The sequence below is a fragment of the Methylobacterium nodulans ORS 2060 genome, assembly GCF_000022085.1.
In the GTDB taxonomy this organism is placed as follows: Bacteria; Pseudomonadota; Alphaproteobacteria; order Rhizobiales; family Beijerinckiaceae; genus Methylobacterium; species Methylobacterium nodulans.
The window spans coordinates 3,421,127-3,437,711 of the sequence record NC_011894.1; the positions used below are offsets into that span (position 1 = coordinate 3,421,127).

Genomic DNA, 16,585 nt, shown 5'->3' on the forward strand with positions numbered 1-16,585 from the left:
CCATGACCGCACGCCCTCTTGTCATCGCCAATGCGCGCCTCCTGGATCCCGTCTCCGGGCAGGACAAGGTAGGCGCCCTCCTCATCCGCGACGGCCGCATTGCGGACCTCCAGTGGGGCGCGTCCCCGCCCGCGCCGGAGGACGCCGAGATCATCGACGGCGGCGGGCATGTCCTGGCGCCGGGCCTCACCGACCTGCGCGCCTTCGTGGGCGAGCCCGGGGCCGAGCACCGCGAGACGCTCGCGAGCGCGAGCGCGGCGGCCGCGGCGGGCGGCGTCACCACGCTGGTCTGCATGCCCGACACCAACCCGGTGATCGACGAGCCGGCCATCGTGGACTTCGTGCTGCGCCGCGCCCGCGACACCGCCAGCGTGCACGTGCTGCCGGCCGCCGCCATCACCAAGCATCTCGCCGGGCGCGAGATGACGGAGTTCGGGCTCCTGTCGGAGGCGGGCGCCGTCGCCTTCACGGACGGCCTGCGCGCGGTCACCAACGCCCAGGTGATGCGCCGGGCCCTCACCTATGCCCGCGATTTCGGCGCGCTGCTGATGCAGCATGTCGAGGAGCCCGATCTCGTCGGCGACGGGGTGATGAACGAGGGCGAGATGGCCTCGCGGCTCGGGCTGCACGGCATCCCGCGCGAGGCCGAGACGATCCTGCTGGAACGCGACCTGCGCCTCGTGCGCCTGACCCGCGCCCGCTACCACGCCGCCATGATCTCCTGCGCCGATTCGGTCGAGATCGTGCGGCGGGCCAAGGAGGCGGGGCTGCCCGTCACCTGCGGCGTCTCGATCAACAACCTGGTGCTGAACGAGAACGACATCGGCCACTACCGCACCTTCTGCAAGCTCTCGCCCCCCTTGCGTACCGAGGAGGACCGCAAGGCGGTGGTCGCGGCCCTGAACGAGGGCGTCATCGACGTCGTCGTCTCGGACCACAACCCGCAGGACGTGGAGACGAAGCGCCTGCCCTTCGCGGAGGCGGCGGACGGGGCGCTCGGCATCGAGACGCTGCTCGCCGCTTCCTTGCGCCTCGTGCATGCCGGCGACATCGCCCTGCCGCGCCTCCTCGCCGCCCTGTCGGCCGAGCCGGCGCGGCTCCTCGGCCGCGAGGGCGGGCGGCTCGCCAAGGGCGCGCCGGCCGACCTCGTCCTGTTCGATCCCGACGAGCCCTACATCCTCGACAAGCGCCTGCTGAAGTCCCGCTCCAAGAACTCGCCCTTCGACGAGGCGCGGCTCCAGGGCCGCGCTCTCCTCACCCTGGTCGGTGGCCGCATCGCCTACCGGTTCGAGGCGGGCCGCTGATGGACGCGCAGAGCTGGCCGTTCCTGCTCGCCGCCCTCGGCCTCGGCTATCTCCTCGGCTCGATCCCCTTCGGGCTCATCCTCACCCGCTCCGCCGGGCTCGGCGACGTGCGGTCGATCGGATCGGGCAATATCGGCGCCACCAACGTGCTGCGCACCGGCCGCAAGGGCCTCGCGGCCGCGACCCTTGTGGGCGATGCCCTCAAGGGCACCGCCGCCGTGCTGATCGTGGGCCGCTTCGGAGCGCCGGAGGCCGCGCTCGCCGCCGGGCTCGGAGCCTTCCTCGGCCACCTCTTCCCGGTCTGGCTCGGCTTCAAGGGCGGAAAGGGGGTCGCGACCTTCCTCGGCGTGCTCCTGGCCCTGGCCCCGCTCGCCGTCCTCGCCTTCGCGGCGATCTGGCTTGGCCTCGCATTCCTGCTGCGCTACTCCTCCGCCGCGGCTCTCGCGGCGAGCGCCGCGACCCCGGCCTTGCTCTGGGCAATGGGCGAGACCCGCGCCGCCCTGCTGTTCGTCGTGCTCGCCCTGCTGCTATGGTGGAAGCACATGCCCAATATCCGGCGCCTGATGGACGGCACCGAAGGGCGCATCGGGCAGAAGGGTTGAGACGATCCCCTGCCCTGCCGCAGGGGAGCCTCACGTGCAGCTGACCGACGCGCAGCGCCTCGACTGGCTGCGGCTGATTCGCTCGGAGGGCGTTGGCCCGCGCACCTTCCGCGGCCTCGTGAACCGCTTCGGCGGGGCGGGCGCAGCCCTGGAGGCCCTGCCGGACCTCGCCCGCGCGCGGGGCAAGGCCGTCAAGGTCATGACCAAGGCTCAAGGAGAGCGCGAGATCGCGGCCGCCGCGCGGATCGGCGTGCGCTTCGTCGCGATGGGCGAGGACGAATATCCGGCGCCGCTCCAGGCGACCGACGACGCCCCGCCGCTGATTGCCCTCAGGGGCGATGCCGCCTCCCTCCGGCGCCCCTGCATCGCCGTCGTGGGCTCCCGCAACGCCTCGGCCGCCGGCCTGACCTTCACCGAGCGGCTCGCGCATGCGCTCGGGGCCGAGGGGCTCGTCGTCGTCTCCGGCCTCGCCCGCGGCATCGATGCCCGCGCGCATGCGGCGGCGCTCGACTCCGGAACGGTCGCGGTGCTGGCCGGCGGCCACGACCGGATCTATCCGGCCGAGCACGAGCCCCTCGCCGCCCGCATCCTCGACCATGGCGGGGCCATCGTGGCCGAGATGCCCCTCGGCTGGGAGCCGCGCGGGCGCGATTTCCCCCGCCGCAACCGGATCATCTCGGGGCTGTCCCTCGGCACCGTCGTGGTCGAGGCGGCGCGCCGCTCCGGCTCGCTCATCACCGCCCGCTTCGCCCTCGAACAGGGCCGCGAGGTCTTCGCCGTGCCGGGCTCGCCCCTCGATCCCCGGGCGGAGGGCACCAACGACCTGATCCGGCAGGGCGCCACGCTCTGCGCCGCCCCCGAGCATGTCATCGCCGTCCTGGCGCCGCTCGTCGCCGGCCGCGATGAGCTTAGGGAGGCGGAGGACGGCGAGCGGCCTGCCGAGCCAGCCCTCTACTGGGACGAGACCGACTTCTTCGGCGACGGCGCCGCTCCCGCGCCGGTGCCGCTCGGCTTCGAGGAGGCGGAGGCCCCCATCCCCGGGAGCGACCGCGCTCGCCTGCTCGCGCTCCTCGGCCCCGCGCCGGTCGCGATCGATGCCCTCGCCCGGCAGGCCGGCCTGCCGGCCCGCGCCGTCCAGGGATTGCTGCTCGAACTCGAACTGGACGGGCTCGTCGCGCGCCACGGAGGCGGCACGGTGTCGCTGCGCTAGAGTCTGTCAGGCACTCATGGAAGCGCCTGACAGACTCTAAGTCTTTGATTTTTCGTATGTCCGGACGGAGAACCGGTGTCCACTTCTCCTGGACATACTCTAATCCTCCACCGCGTCGGGTGGCGCGAGACCCGCCAGGACGTCGAGGCAGCCCTGCAGGATGTAGGCGGCGGCGAGCTTGTCCACGAGATCGCCGCGGCGGGCCCGCGACGCATCGGCTTCGAGGAGCGTGCGGGTCACGGCGGCGGTGGAGAGGCGCTCGTCGAAGAGCAGCACGGGCAGGGGCAGGATCGGCGCGAGATTGCGCACGAAGGCGCGGGTCGATTGCGCCCGCGGCCCCTCGCTGCCGTCCATGTTGAGGGGAAGGCCGATCACCAGCCCGCCGACGCCGTGCTGCCGGGCGATTCCCGCGAGCTTCTGCGCATCCGGCGTGAACTTGACCCGCCTGATCGTCTCCAGCGGCGAGGCGATGCGCCGCCCGACATCCGAGAGGGCAAGCCCGATGGTCTTCGTGCCGAGATCGAGCCCGAGCAGGCGCGCGCCGCCGGCACGCGAGGATTCCGCGAAGCGCGCGAAACTCTCCCGGTTCACGGGCGCGCGCCAGGCTTTAAGTACGTGGCGTCCATCCGGGAGACCTCCTCATGCGCATCACCTGGTTCGGCCACTCGGCCTTCCGCCTCGATTTCGGGGCGAGCCACGTCCTGATCGATCCCTTCTTCACCGGCAACCCCGCCTTCGAGGGCGGCGATGCCGCGCGGGCGAGCGCGGTCGAGGGCGCAACCCACATCCTCATCACGCATGGCCACGGCGATCACGTGGGCGACACGCTTGCGGTCGCGGGCGAGACCGGCGCCAAGGTGGTCACGAATTACGACCTCTGCATGTGGCTCGCCTCGAAGGGCCTGACGAATTTCGACCCGATGAACACGGGCGGGACGACGGACCAGGGCGCGTTCCGGGTCACCCTCGTGCACGCCGACCATTCGGCCGGGATGAGCGAGGCGGGCGTCACCGTGCCGCTCGGCCTGCCGAACGGCATCATCGTCCGCGCCGCGGGCGAGCCGACCGTCTACCATATGGGCGACACCGACATCTTCGGCGACATGGCGCTGATCCAGGAGATCTACCGCCCCGACGTGCTGATGGTGCCGATCGGCGACCGCTTCACCATGGGCGCCGAGACGGCGGCGCTGGCCGTGCGGAAGTTCTTCGCGCCGAAGGCGGTGATCCCCTGCCATTACGGCTCCTTCCCGATCATCGCCCCGAGCGCCGATGCCTTCGTGTCCGCCCTCGACGGCAGCGGGATCCAGGTCGTCGTTCCGCACAAGGGCACGGCGGTGACGATCCCGTGAGCGCCGGGCGGTTAGGGTTAAGGCGAGGTTGATATGGCGCGGGCGGGCGGGCAGCATTAACTCTGCGTTAACCTGCGGCCCACCGGAGCCAAGTCCGCCCGTGCTCCCCTTCTCCCTCGCGACCACGCTGCCGTCGGGCGCCTGCAGGGGCAGCGCCCGGCTGACGATCGATCTCGACGGCAGCCAGGAGCCGCTGCGGGGTCCCCTCCCCCGCGCGGGCGGCAGCTTTCCCGGGCAGGCCCGCATGCCGAGGCGCCGTTCGCGGGTTCCGCACGCCGCCATCGTGACGATCGGACGGGCCCGGGCCGCAGCACCGCGTCTCCCGAACCGGGCCGCCGCCCCGGCCGGGCGGGAGCGTATTTCGGCCCGCGCCTTCGTGCCGGTCGGCCGGCCTGCGCCCGCGCGGCCACGCCCGCATCCGATCCGGGCGGGACGGCCCCGGATCACGCTGCCCCCGGCACCCCGCCGCAGAGCGATGCCGCTGCGCCACAAGCTCATGCTGGCGCTCGCCGCCGAGGTGCTGGTGGCCGGGACGGCGCGGGCGCGCCAGGAATTCCGGCCTCCCGCCATCCTGATCGAGGATGCGGGCCGCGACGGTCACCGGATCGCCTTGCTGGAGACCCGCAGGGCCAGCGGAGCGACCGCGGTCCGGCTCGCCGTTGCGGCTGCGCGAAAGCCGGTGCTATAGCGCGCGGCGGACGGCCCGCGAGGCCGGACTCTCCACGCGAAGCGGGGTTTCATGTCGGTCGACGCGCAGACGGTTCGGCGCATCGCGCATCTGGCGCGCATCGCGGTGAGCGACGCGGAGGTGCCGCCGCTCCAGGACGAGCTCAACGCCATCCTGGCCTTCGTCGAGCAGCTCGGCGCGGTCGACGTGTCCGGCGTCGAGCCGATGACCTCGGTCACCCCGATGGCGATGAAGCAGCGCGAGGACGCGGTGACCGATGGCGGCTATGCCCGCGACATCGTCTTCAACGCACCGCTGACCGAGGACAACTATTTCCTGGTGCCGAAGGTCGTCGAGTAGGCCGACGGCGGCGCCCCGGGGCGGCGAGGAACTTTCGATTTGAGCACGACACCGGCAGACCTGACCGAACTCACCCTCGCGGAGGCCCGCGACGGTCTTCGTCAGAAATCCTTTTCCGCCCGTGAGATCACGCAGGCGCATCTCGACGCGGTGGCGCAGGCGCGCAAGCTCAACGCCTACCTGATCGAGACGCCCGAGCGGGCGCTCGCCATGGCGGAGGTGGCGGACCGGAAGATCGCCGCCGGCGAGGCGCGCCCCCTCGAAGGGCTGCCGCTCGGCATCAAGGACCTGTTCTGCACCCACGACGTGCCGACCACGGCGGGCTCGAAGATCCTCGAAGGCTTCCGGCCGCACTACGAGTCGACCGTCAGCCACAATCTCTGGCGCGACGGCGCCGTGATGCTGGGCAAGCTCAACCTCGACGAGTTCGCGATGGGCTCGTCGAACGAAACCAGCGCCTACGGCCCGGTAATCTCGCCCTGGCGCCGCCGGGATTCGGACGCGCCCTTGGTGCCGGGCGGCTCCTCGGGCGGCTCGGCGGCGGCGGTCGCGGCCCGGCTCTGCCTCGGTGCGACGGCCACCGATACCGGCGGATCGATCCGCCAGCCCGCGGCCTTCACCGGCACGGTCGGCATCAAGCCGACCTACGGGCGCTGCTCGCGCTGGGGCATCGTCGCCTTCGCATCCTCCCTCGATCAGGCCGGCCCGATCGCCCGCACGGTGCGCGACACGGCGATCCTCCTCACCTCCATGGCCGGGCACGACCCGAAGGACACGACCTGCGTCGACCGCCCGGTGCCGGATTACGAGAAGGCGGTCGGGCGCGGCGTGAAGGGCCTGACCATCGGCATCCCGAAGGAATACCGCGTCGACGGGATGCCGGCCGAGATCGAGCGCCTCTGGCACCAGGGCGCCGAGTGGCTGAAGGCGGCGGGCGCCACCATCGTCGAGGTCTCGCTGCCGCACACCCAATACGCCCTGCCGGCCTATTACATCGTCGCCCCGGCGGAGGCCTCCTCGAACCTCGCCCGCTACGACGGCGTGCGCTACGGGCTGCGCGTGCCGGCCAAGGACATCGTCGGCATGTACGAGCAGACCCGCGCGGCCGGATTCGGCCGCGAGGTGAAGCGGCGCATCATGATCGGTACCTACGTGCTCTCGGCGGGCTACTACGACGCCTATTACGTGCGCGCCCAGAAGATCCGCACGCTGATCAAGCGCGACTTCGAGGCCGTGTATGCGAACGGCGTCGACGCCATCCTCACGCCTGCGACCCCCTCGGCGGCGTTCGGCATCGGCGAGAAGCAGAACGCCGATCCGGTCGAGATGTACCTGAACGACGTCTTCACCGTGACGGTGAACATGGCGGGACTGCCCGGCATCGCCGTGCCGGCGGGGCTCGATGCGCAGGGCCTGCCGCTCGGTCTCCAGCTCATCGGCCGTCCCTTCGACGAGGAGACGCTGTTCGCGGCGGGGCAGGTCATCGAGGAGGCGGCCGGCCGGACCGTGCTGCCGCCGCGCTGGTGGGCGTGACCGGGTGAGCGTCCCGTATTATCCGCCCTCCGTCTGGCTGATGGCGGGCCTCGACCCGATCCTGATCGCGGTCGCGCTCGTCCTCGGCTGGAAGGCGGACCAGCTCGGAAAGGTCTCCATCGTCGCCATCGCGGCGCTCGCGGTCTCGGTCCTGGCCTCGTGGATCCTGACGGGCATCGGCCTGCCCTGGCCGGCGCCGATCGGCCACGACCTGCCGACCTTCTTCCCCGTGCGCACCGCTGCCGCCTTCCTCTGGGCCCTCCTCGGCTACGGTGCGCGGCGCGTGATCGCGCCCCGCCCCTGACGCGCTTGACCGGCCCGTCCGCCGCTCCCTACTAGGCACCCGAGCCCCCCTCTCCACGCGGGACGCGCATCCCAGCCCTTCCGGAGACCCCACGCCATGAACGCTCCCGTGAACCCCAAGAAGCTGATCAAGGGCGCCTTGGGCGACTGGGAGGTGGTCATCGGCATGGAGATCCACGCCCAGGTGACGAGCCGCTCGAAGCTGTTCTCGGGCGCCTCGACGGCCTTCGGCGCGGAGCCGAACGACAATGTGTCGCTGGTCGACGCCGCCATGCCGGGCATGCTGCCCGTGATCAACCGGGAATGCGTGGCGCAGGCCGTGCGCACCGGCCTCGGGCTGAAGGCGCAGATCAATCACCGCTCGGTGTTCGACCGCAAGAACTACTTCTACCCGGACCTGCCCCAGGGCTACCAGATCAGCCAGTACAAGAGCCCGATCGTCGGCGAGGGCGAGGTGCTGGTGGATCTCCCGGAGGGCGAGACGATCCGGGTCGGCATCGAGCGCCTGCACCTGGAGCAGGATGCCGGCAAGTCGCTGCACGACCAGCACCCATCCTTGAGCTTCGTCGACCTCAACCGGTCGGGCGTGGCGCTGATGGAGATCGTCTCGAAGCCCGACCTGCGCTCCGCCGAGGAGGCCAAGGCCTACGTCACGAAGCTGCGCACCATCCTGCGCTATCTCGGCACCTGCGACGGCGACATGGAGAAGGGCAACCTGCGCGCCGACGTGAACGTCTCGGTGCGGCGACCCGGCGAGTTCCTCGGCACCCGCTGCGAGATCAAGAACGTCAACTCGATCCGCTTCATCGGCCAGGCGATCGAGGCCGAGGCGCGCCGCCAGATCGCCATCCTGGAGGATGGCGGCGTGATCGAGCAGGAGACGCGCCTGTTCGACCCGAACAAGGGCGAGACGCGCTCGATGCGCTCCAAGGAGGAGGCGCACGACTACCGCTACTTCCCCGATCCGGACCTGCTGCCGCTGGAGATCGATGACGCCTTCATCGATGAGCTGAAGACCGAGCTGCCGGAGCTGCCCGACACCAAGAAGGCCCGCTTCGTCGCCGAGTACGGCCTCTCGGCCTATGACGCGACGGTGCTGGTGGCCGAACGCGCCTCGGCCGACTACTTCGAGGCCGTGGCCAGGGGTCGCGACGGCAAGGCTGCGGCGAACTGGGTCATCAACGAGCTGTTCGGCCGCCTCAACAAGGAGGGGCACGGCATCGAGGACTCGCCCGTATCGGCCGAGCAGCTCGGGGCGATCATCGACCTCATCGCCGACGGCACTATCTCGGGCAAGATCGCCAAGGATCTGTTCGAGATCGTCTGGAGCGAGGGCGGCGACCCGCGCGCCATCGTGGAGAGCCGCGGCCTCAGGCAGGTGACGGATACCGGAGCGATCGAGGCGGCGGTCGATCAGATCATCGCGGCCAATCCGGACAAGGTGGTCCAGGCCCAGGCCAAGCCGACCTTGCTCGGCTGGTTCGTGGGCCAGACCATGAAGGCGACGGGCGGCAAGGCCAATCCGGCCGCCGTGAACGCCCTGCTGAAGGCGAAGCTCGGGATCGAGTGATAACGGCTTCCGGTTGATCCCTTCCGAGACGAGGACGCGCGGGGAACCCCTCTCCCGCACGGGAGAGGGGATCGCGCGGTTCCCGCACCCTCTTGTCTCCGAACGGATCACCCGGAAACCATATGAAAAAGCCCGGCCTTTCGGCCGGGCTTCTGCTGGGGATCGGGGGGGCCCAGACTTAGTAGGTGCCGAACTTGTAGTTCAGGCCGGCGCGGACCACCGCGAACTCAGTGTCGCGGCGCAGGTTGGCGCCGCTGACCACCACCACGCCGGGGCTCGCCGTCGTGATGAGGGTGCCGGCATTGTTCACCGCGAAGGCGCCGCTGCGGTTCCGCTCGCGCTCCAGGTTCACGTACAGGCCTTCGACCTTCACCGTCACGGCGTTCGACTTGAAGAAGTTCAGGAACGAGTCGGTGGGCAGGGCGTACTCGACACCGCCGCCAGCGGTCCAGCCGGTCTGGAAGTCGTCGCGGTTGGGCAGGCCGAAGTCGCGGCCGCCGCCGCTGCCATAGGCGAAGCCGCCGGTGGCGTAGACCAGGGTGCGGTCGAAGGCGTAGCCGAGCCGGCCGCGCACCGTGCCGAACCAGTCGAGACCGGAGATGCCGGCCGGGTTGAACACCGTCTGGGCGGCGATCGGGCCGGTGGCCAGGAAGCGGTTGCGGTTGCGGCCGAAATCGGCGAACTGGGCGTCGGCCTCGAGACCGATCACCACGCCCGAGCCGGGCGTGAACTGGTAGTTGTAGCCGACCTGACCGCCGCCGACGAAGCCGTCATTGTTGTTGCGGTTCTGGAAGGCGATCACCGTCGGGGCAAAGACGAGGCCGGTGGCCGGGCCGACGCCGAGCACCGTCGGGGTGTTGTTGTCGTTGGTGCTGAAGCCGTAGCCGGCGTTGAAACCGGCGTAGAACCCGGTCCAGGTGAAGACCGGCACCGGCGTGAACACCGGCGGGGGCGCAACACGGCGCGGCAGATCCGCGGCCGACGCGGCGGCGGTGAGGCCCGCAAGGGCGACCGTGGAGAGGAGGATCTTCTTCATTGTCATGGTCCTGTTGGCGAGAGCCGGCGCGGCTTCTATCCCCGGCCTCACGTCCGGTCTGTCGCTTTCCTGCAACGAGGACTGCTCAATAGCCCCGAACCCGTCAACAAAAGATGAACTCACGGTTCCGCCGAATCGAACAAAGGAGTTGAGGCCGCTTACCCTGGATTAACCTTGATTCCCGATCGTGCTGCCAGCCATGTACCGAATGCCGGGTTGCCATGCAGAAATACGAGAACCGTGCCCCGACACGCGCTCTGCTGGTGCGGACGGGAAAGCTCGCGGCGCTGATCACCGTCCTGGCGCTCGCTGCGACCCATTACATGGCCGAGCAGAGCCGCCCGGGCCGCCTTCAGGCCGGTTTCGCCGCGCTGCGCGGGGCCGCCGACCCCGAGACGACGGGCGCCCTCGGCGGTGCCGGGGAATTGCGGCTCGACCCGTGCGGCCCGCACGGGGCCCGGTGAGCCGACCGAAAGGGACGTGTGGCGAAGCAGCCACTTGACAAACGCGCGCTCATCGGGCGTGTCGCACCCGCCGGCGCGATCCCGCGCGCTGCAGCAATGGCAGGTTCGGGTGCCCTGCTCGCGCGAGCGCAGCCGGGGCGCGAAGCTTCTTTTCGTCCAGGCCGTTGCCGCGACGGACTCCCCCTCGCGCCGGTTGCCCGGCCCGCGCGCAACGGTTTTCATTCCTGATGTCATTCGCCGAACTCGGTCTCAGCGAAAAGGTCCTGCAGGCCGTCTCCGCGGCCGGCTACACCACGCCGACCCCGATCCAAGCCCAGGCCATCCCGCACGTCCTCGCCCGCCGCGACGTCCTCGGCGTGGCGCAGACCGGCACGGGCAAGACGGCCGCCTTCACGCTGCCGATGCTGACCCGCCTGGAGCAGGGTCGAGCCCGGGCCCGCATGCCGCGCACGCTGATCCTCGAACCCACGCGCGAGCTCGCCGCGCAGGTCGAGGAGAATTTCGAGCGCTACGGCACCAACCACAAGCTCAACGTCGCGCTGCTGATCGGCGGCGTCTCCTTCGCGGACCAGGATGCCAAGATCACCCGCGGCGTCGACGTCCTGATCGCCACGCCGGGCCGGCTCCTCGATCACTTCGAGCGCGGCAAGCTGCTGCTCACGGGCGTCGAGCTCCTCGTCATCGACGAGGCGGACCGCATGCTCGACATGGGCTTCATCCCGGATATCGAGCGGATCGTGAAGCTGGTGCCGTTCACCCGCCAGACGCTGTTCTTCTCGGCGACGATGCCGCCCGAGATCCAGCGGCTCGCGGACGACTTCCTCCACAATCCGGTGCGGATCGAGGTCGCGCGGCCCGCCTCCACGGCCTCGACCATCGAGCAGCGCCTCGTCGCCACGGGCGGCGAGGGTCACCAGAAGCGCAAGACCCTCCGCCGGCTGATCCGCGGCGCGGAGGAGCTCAAGAACGGCATCATCTTCTGCAACCGCAAGCGCGACGTGGCGCAGCTGCAGAAGTCGCTGGCCAACCACGGCTTCACGGTCGCGGCCCTGCACGGAGACATGGACCAGCGGGCCCGCATGGCGGCCCTCGACGCCTTCCGGTCGGGCGAGATCCCGCTCCTCGTGGCGAGCGACGTGGCAGCCCGCGGCCTCGACATCCCGGCCGTGAGCCATGTCTTCAATTTCGACGTGCCGCACCACGCGGAGGATTACGTGCACCGGATCGGCCGCACCGGCCGCGCCGGGCGCAACGGCTCCGCTTTCACCCTGGTCGCCCGCGGGGACGAGAAGGCGCTGGCCGCGATCGAGAGCCTGATCGGCCAGCCGATCCCCTGGGCCGAGGGCGACCTCGGCAGCCTGCCGGAGGAGGAGCCCGGCGAGGCGCGCGAGCGCCGTCCGCGCGAGCGGGGCGGTCGCGGGGAACGCGGCGAGCGCAGCCGGCGCGGCGAGCGCCGCACCGAGGAGCGGCCGAAGACTCCCCGCCGCGAGGACCGCCCCCGGGCCGCCGCCCGGCGCCGCAACGAGGATGACGCCATGCCGGAGGCCGAGGTCGGGCTCGGCGCGCATGTACCGGCCTTCCTGCTCCGCCCGGTTATCCTGAAAAAACGCAAGGACCGTGAGTAGAGACTCAAGTTCTCGCGGTCGTCTCGATCCAGCGGATCTACTTTAACGGCTTTTCCATTCGCCCGCCCTAGGATGATGGCTGCCGGACGGATCACCGATCCGACATGGCGCACGGAGGAGCCGGATGAGCGACCTGTCCAGGGCCGACACGGACCGCAGCCTCGCGGTCGGCCAACGGGCGATCGAGCTGATGAAGGCCTATGGGTCGTCGGCGAGCCCGCGCAGCTATGCTGTCTGGTACACCTACGTGTCGGGGCATCAGCCTCTGCTCAACGAGGCGGTGAAGCGAATCGCGGCCGAGCACGGCGCGCTGCGCGACGACACGATCGAGGTTCTCTACGACACCTATCTCGACAGCCGCCGCCAGGTCGTGGAGACCGAGCGGGCGGGCACCACCCTGCTCTCCGAGATGGAGCAGGTGCTGGAGATGCTGGATGTCGCACTCGGCTCGACGGCCCGCTACGGGGCCTCGCTCCAGGCCTTCAGCCAAGACATCGTCGCCCCGACGGTCAACCGGGCGCGGCTGCGCGATCTCGTGGCGTCGCTGATCGTGGCGACGCGGGACGTCACCGCCGACAACCGCACCCTCGAGGCGCGGATGCGGGAGAGCCGCGAGGAGATCCGGAGCCTGCACGAGATGCTGGAGGCCGTCCGGGTCGAGTCCCTCACCGATCCGCTCACCGGGATCGGCAACCGCAAGCTGTTCGAGGAGGTGCTGCACAAGGCGGTCGGCGACGCCGTCGCGAACCGGCAGTCCATCGCGCTCATCGTTCTCGACATCGACCACTTCAAGCGGTTCAACGACGTCTATGGCCATCTCACCGGAGACCGCGTGCTGCGCCTCGTCGCGCTGACAATGCGCGAGATGGTCGATTCGCGCGCCACCATCGCCCGCTTCGGCGGCGAGGAGTTCGGGGTCATCGTGCCCTATGGCGGGCGGGACGATGCGCTCGATCTGGCGGAGCGGATCCGCACGAGCGTGATGGGCCGCGAGCTCGTCAAGCGGTCGAGCGGCGAGTCGCTCGGCCGCGTCACGGTCTCGGTCGGTGTCGCCGCCTATCGGGCCGGCGACACCGCTGTTTCGCTGATCGAGCGTGCAGATCAGTGCATGTTCGCGGCCAAGCGCTCCGGCCGCAACCGCGTCGTCGTGGACGAATCCGGACTGGACGTCACGCAGGTCGCCTGACGCGGGAAAGGGTCTGGCTCAGGCTCCGGCAGCCTGGAGCGCCTCCGGCTTGGCCGGCGTGATCGCCACCGATTCGCCGCAGCCGCAGGCCGAGGTCTGGTTCGGGTTGTTGAACACGAATTGCGACGCGAGCTTCGTCGTCTGGAAGTCCATCTCGGTCCCGAGCAGGAACAGCACCGCCTTGGGGTCGACGAAGACGCGTACCCCGCGGTCCTCCACCACATCCTCGCCGGGGCGCTGCTCCTCGGCGTATTCCATCGTGTAGCTCATCCCGGCGCAGCCGCCGTTCTTCACGCCGACACGGACGCCCGCAATGGGGCGATCGGCCTCCGCGATGATGCGCTTGATCCGGTCGGCAGCCGCCTCGGTCAGCGTCATCACCTTGAAACTCTTTACCATCCCGATCTCTCCGGCAGCCGGGTTCAAGGCCCGGGCGGTTGAGGGTTCATACGATACACGGGCAAGATAAGCATCGCCCGGGGCAGGGTCCACTATTGCCGCGCCACGGGGCGCCCACCTATACCGCGACCAGACGCGCGCGCCCCCCCTCCCCCGGATCGGCGAACTGGAGCGCCGCCAGCTGGGCATAGAGCCCGTTGCGGGCGAGCAGCCCCTCATGGGTTCCCTCCTCCACCACGCGCCCGTCATCGAGCACGAGAATGCGGTCCGCCGCCCGGATCGTCGCGAGGCGATGGGCGATCACCAGGGTGGTACGCCCGCGCATCAGCAGATCGAGGGCCGCCTGCACGGCGCGCTCGCTCTCCGCATCGAGGGCCGAGGTCGCCTCGTCGAGGAGCAGGATCGGCGCATCCTTCAGGATCGCGCGGGCGATGGCGATGCGCTGGCGCTGGCCGCCCGACAGGGTGACGCCGCGCTCGCCCACCAGTGTGGCGTAGCCCTGCGGCAGGGCGCGGATGAAGCCATCCGCATGCGCCTGCTCGGCGGCCCGCACCACCTCGGCCTCGCTGGCCTCCGGCCGGCCGTAGCGGATGTTGTCGAGCACGCTGCCGCTGAACACCGTCGGGTCCTGCGGCACGAGCGAGAGCCGGTCCCGCAACAGGGCGGGGTCGACCGCGTCGACCGGCACCCCATCCACCCGCACCTGTCCCGAATCGGGATCGTAGAAGCGCAGGAGCAGCTGCAGCACCGTGCTCTTGCCAGCGCCTGACGGCCCCACCAGGGCGACGCGCTCGCCCGGCGCCACGCGGAAGCTGAGATCCTGAAGGGCCGATTGCTCCGGCCGCGCCGGATAGGAGAAGCGCACGTGCTCGAAGGCCACCTCGCCGCGCGGCGGAACCGGCAGCGCGACGGGCTGCGCCGGGGCCGTAATGGCGGGCTCGGTGTGCAGGATCTCGCCGAGCCGTTCCGCGGCACCCGCCGCCAGCGTGAGCTCGCCATAGACCTCCGAGAGCTGCCCCAGCGCGCTCGCGCCGAACACCGCGTAGAGCACGAACTGCGACAACTGGCCGGCCGACATCACGCCGCTCGCCACGCCCTGCGCACCGTACCAGAGCACGCCGACGACGCTCGCCGAGACGAGGAAGATGGCGACGCCCGTGAGGAGCGCCCGCGCCCGGGCCGAGTGGCGCGCCGCCAGGAAGGCCGCCTCGGAGGCCGCCGCGAAACGCGCGGCGGTCGCCGGCCCCATGCCGAAGGCCTGCATGGTGCGCACGGCCCCCACCGCCTCCGTGGCATAGGCGGAGGCATCGGCGAGCCGGTCCTGCGCGGCGCGCGAGCGGCGCCGCACGCCGCGGCCCGAGAGGATCAGCGGGAACACGATGATCGGGATCGCGACGAGCACCAGGACGGAGAGCCACGGGCTCGTCCACACCATCATGGCCACCGCGCCGAGGAACAGGAAGACGTTGCGCAAGAGGATCGACAGCGACACGCCGAAGACCGCCTTCACCTGCGCGGCATCCGCGGTGAGACGCGAGACGAGTTCGCCGCTGCGCGCCTGATCGAAGAAGGCGGGGTCCAGCGTGGTGAGCCGCGCAAAGACCGCGGCGCGCAGGTCCGCGATCACACGCTCCCCGAGCGTCACGACGAAGTAGTAGCGCGCGGCGCTCGCCAGCGCGAGGATGCCCACGACGCCGAGCAGCGCCCCGAAATAGGCGTCGATCATCGCCGCGCCCACATGCGAGAAGCCGAGATCGACCACGCGCCGGATCGCGATCGGCACGATCAGCGTCGCGCCGGCCGCGGCGATCAGCGCGACCAGGGCCGCCGCGATGCGGCCGCGGTAGCGCATGGCGTAGGGAATGAGCGGTTTCAGCGCGCCCAGGGAGGCCCGGGAGCGGGCCGTATCGGCGGAATCCATGTCGTGTGAGCGAATCCGGTTGCTGCGCTTGTTTGGCGCCGTCGGGTGAGGTATAGGCCGCCGCTCATCCGATTACGCGCGATCAATGGCCGCGGCCCACAGCGGAGCGTTGGCGGCGGGCCGCTTCGAGGATTACGTCATGGCGAAGACCACTGCCAAGAAGGCCACCGAGCACCCCGACTACCACTTCATCAAGGTGGTGATGACGGACGGCACGGAATACACGACCCGGTCGACCTGGGGGAAGGAGGGGGACACCCTCAACCTCGATATCGACCCGACGACCCATCCGGCATGGACCGGCGGCGAGCAGAAGCTGATGGACCGCGGCGGCCGCGTGTCGCGCTTCAACTCGCGCTTCGGCAACATGACGTTCGGCAAGAAGTGAGGCGGGGGCGCCCCGCGCCCTCCCTTGCCCGCAAGGTCAGACCCCGGCCGCCCGGTCGGGGTTTTTTCATGGGCCGGGTTTCGCGGGCCGGAGTGGCTCCGGGGGCCGATGGCGCCACAATGTCCCCCGCTTGAACAAGAGGGCGCGGCGCTGCAGCGTTCGGCTGTGGGCTTGATCGAAAATGGAGGCCCATCCCCGCCCGGACACCGTGCATGGAAGCCGCCCCGCTCCTCGATCGATTGAGACCGCGGCAGGCCCAGGCGAGGATGTCCGCTCCGCCCTTTCTCGGGCGCATGGAGCGACAGCGGAATGCGACCCGGGACCCAGCACAAGACGTCGCGCAGCAACCGCTTGTTAGCCACGCTGGAGACAACCGGAGCCGCCGCGCGGCAACTCGCCGTGCTGGTTCCCGGATCTCCTTCCGCTGCCGCTGCAGTCGTGCAGGCCCGAACGGGCCCGGAAAGAGGGAGCGCGAAGGGGCGGAGAACCGTCCGCCTGAACCAAACCGACATCCGCATGCCGACGCCATCCCGTATGGCGAAGCCATTCATCGGATGTCGGACGAGATCACCACCGGCGCTGCAGACCCTGGCCGATGAAACCGCCGCTGTCCGAGCGCTCCCACCTGCGGCAGCCAACCCCAGCCCTCAATCAAACTAATGGTT

The 16,585-nt window shown here is 70.4% G+C and carries 17 protein-coding genes; 13 read left to right on the forward strand and 4 right to left on the reverse strand.

The genetic code is table 11. The annotated features are described in order from the left end of the window. The first annotated feature begins 2 nt into the window (after window positions 1-2). From MNOD_RS15640 to dprA, 3 genes are read left to right on the forward strand one after another with little or no spacing between them, the layout of a single operon-like run. Window positions 3-1,304 (forward strand): dihydroorotase, encoded by a 1,302-nt coding sequence (locus MNOD_RS15640; RefSeq protein WP_015929897.1) that lies wholly within the window; start codon window positions 3-5, stop codon window positions 1,302-1,304. After that, complete coding sequence (gene plsY / locus MNOD_RS15645; protein WP_015929898.1) at window positions 1,304-1,906, forward strand: glycerol-3-phosphate 1-O-acyltransferase PlsY; 603 nt, start codon at window positions 1,304-1,306, stop codon at window positions 1,904-1,906. Before MNOD_RS15640 ends, plsY begins: the two co-directional genes overlap by 1 nt. 34 nt (window positions 1,907-1,940) lie before the next feature. Continuing rightward, window positions 1,941-3,116 carry a DNA-processing protein DprA gene (gene dprA / locus MNOD_RS15650; RefSeq protein ID WP_015929899.1) on the forward strand — a complete coding sequence of 392 codons (1,176 nt, stop codon included), beginning with the start codon at window positions 1,941-1,943 and terminating at the stop codon, window positions 3,114-3,116. Between the two features lie 99 nt (window positions 3,117-3,215). Here the strand turns inward: dprA and ruvX are convergent, their stop codons facing one another. Next, entirely contained in the window at window positions 3,216-3,707 is a 492-nt protein-coding gene (gene ruvX / locus MNOD_RS15655) for a Holliday junction resolvase RuvX (protein WP_015929900.1), read from the reverse strand. A gap of 50 nt (window positions 3,708-3,757) precedes the next feature. Between ruvX and MNOD_RS15660 the strand changes: the two genes are divergently transcribed. The 6 genes from MNOD_RS15660 to gatB all read left to right on the forward strand — a co-directional run bounded on the left by MNOD_RS15660 (window position 3,758) and on the right by gatB (window position 8,901). Beyond that, the gene (locus tag MNOD_RS15660) at window positions 3,758-4,468 is read left to right on the forward strand and encodes a metal-dependent hydrolase (protein ID WP_015929901.1); all 711 of its coding nucleotides are present in this window, start codon (window positions 3,758-3,760) and stop codon (window positions 4,466-4,468) included. 100 nt (window positions 4,469-4,568) lie between these two features. Continuing rightward, window positions 4,569-5,156 (forward strand): hypothetical protein, encoded by a 588-nt coding sequence (locus MNOD_RS15665; RefSeq protein ID WP_015929902.1) that lies wholly within the window; start codon window positions 4,569-4,571, stop codon window positions 5,154-5,156. A gap of 51 nt (window positions 5,157-5,207) precedes the next feature. Then, entirely contained in the window at window positions 5,208-5,495 is a 288-nt protein-coding gene (gene gatC / locus MNOD_RS15670) for an Asp-tRNA(Asn)/Glu-tRNA(Gln) amidotransferase subunit GatC (protein WP_015929903.1), read from the forward strand. Between the two features lie 39 nt (window positions 5,496-5,534). Then, window positions 5,535-7,028 carry an Asp-tRNA(Asn)/Glu-tRNA(Gln) amidotransferase subunit GatA gene (gatA, locus tag MNOD_RS15675; RefSeq protein ID WP_015929904.1) on the forward strand — a complete coding sequence of 498 codons (1,494 nt, stop codon included), beginning with the start codon at window positions 5,535-5,537 and terminating at the stop codon, window positions 7,026-7,028. Window positions 7,029-7,032: 4 nt separating this feature from the next. Beyond that, a complete protein-coding gene (locus MNOD_RS15680; RefSeq protein WP_015929905.1) occupies window positions 7,033-7,332 on the forward strand; it encodes a hypothetical protein in 300 nt (99 codons plus the stop codon). Between the two features lie 96 nt (window positions 7,333-7,428). Then, entirely contained in the window at window positions 7,429-8,901 is a 1,473-nt protein-coding gene (gatB, locus tag MNOD_RS15685) for an Asp-tRNA(Asn)/Glu-tRNA(Gln) amidotransferase subunit GatB (RefSeq protein WP_015929906.1), read from the forward strand. Window positions 8,902-9,079: 178 nt separating this feature from the next. Here gatB and MNOD_RS15690 read toward each other — a convergent pair whose 3' ends face one another. Next, complete coding sequence (locus MNOD_RS15690) at window positions 9,080-9,937, reverse strand: outer membrane protein (protein ID WP_015929907.1); 858 nt, start codon at window positions 9,935-9,937, stop codon at window positions 9,080-9,082. Window positions 9,938-10,158: 221 nt separating this feature from the next. Here MNOD_RS15690 and MNOD_RS15695 point away from each other — a divergent pair, with 221 nt between their 5' ends. The 3 genes from MNOD_RS15695 (at window position 10,159) to MNOD_RS15705 (ending at window position 13,212) form a co-directional block, all read left to right on the forward strand. After that, the gene (locus MNOD_RS15695; RefSeq protein ID WP_015929908.1) at window positions 10,159-10,401 is read left to right on the forward strand and encodes a hypothetical protein; all 243 of its coding nucleotides are present in this window, start codon (window positions 10,159-10,161) and stop codon (window positions 10,399-10,401) included. A gap of 227 nt (window positions 10,402-10,628) precedes the next feature. After that, window positions 10,629-12,026: a DEAD/DEAH box helicase gene (locus MNOD_RS15700; RefSeq protein ID WP_015929909.1), complete on the forward strand. Its 1,398-nt coding sequence runs from the start codon at window positions 10,629-10,631 to the stop codon at window positions 12,024-12,026. A gap of 124 nt (window positions 12,027-12,150) precedes the next feature. After that, window positions 12,151-13,212, forward strand: a complete 1,062-nt coding sequence (locus MNOD_RS15705; RefSeq protein WP_015929910.1) for a GGDEF domain-containing protein — start codon at window positions 12,151-12,153, stop codon at window positions 13,210-13,212. 18 nt (window positions 13,213-13,230) lie between these two features. On the opposite strand, the gene sufA is transcribed toward MNOD_RS15705, so the two are convergent. Both sufA and MNOD_RS15715 read right to left on the reverse strand, forming a co-directional pair. Beyond that, window positions 13,231-13,611, reverse strand: coding sequence for a Fe-S cluster assembly scaffold SufA (gene sufA / locus MNOD_RS15710; RefSeq protein WP_015929911.1), 381 nt, complete (start codon window positions 13,609-13,611; stop codon window positions 13,231-13,233). 118 nt (window positions 13,612-13,729) lie between these two features. Continuing rightward, window positions 13,730-15,532 carry an ABC transporter transmembrane domain-containing protein gene (locus MNOD_RS15715; protein ID WP_015929912.1) on the reverse strand — a complete coding sequence of 601 codons (1,803 nt, stop codon included), beginning with the start codon at window positions 15,530-15,532 and terminating at the stop codon, window positions 13,730-13,732. A 139-nt stretch (window positions 15,533-15,671) separates the two neighbouring features. On the opposite strand from MNOD_RS15715, the gene rpmE reads away from it, so the two are divergent. Then, window positions 15,672-15,920, forward strand: coding sequence for a 50S ribosomal protein L31 (rpmE, locus tag MNOD_RS15720; RefSeq protein ID WP_015929913.1), 249 nt, complete (start codon window positions 15,672-15,674; stop codon window positions 15,918-15,920). Window positions 15,921-16,585 lie beyond the last annotated feature (665 nt).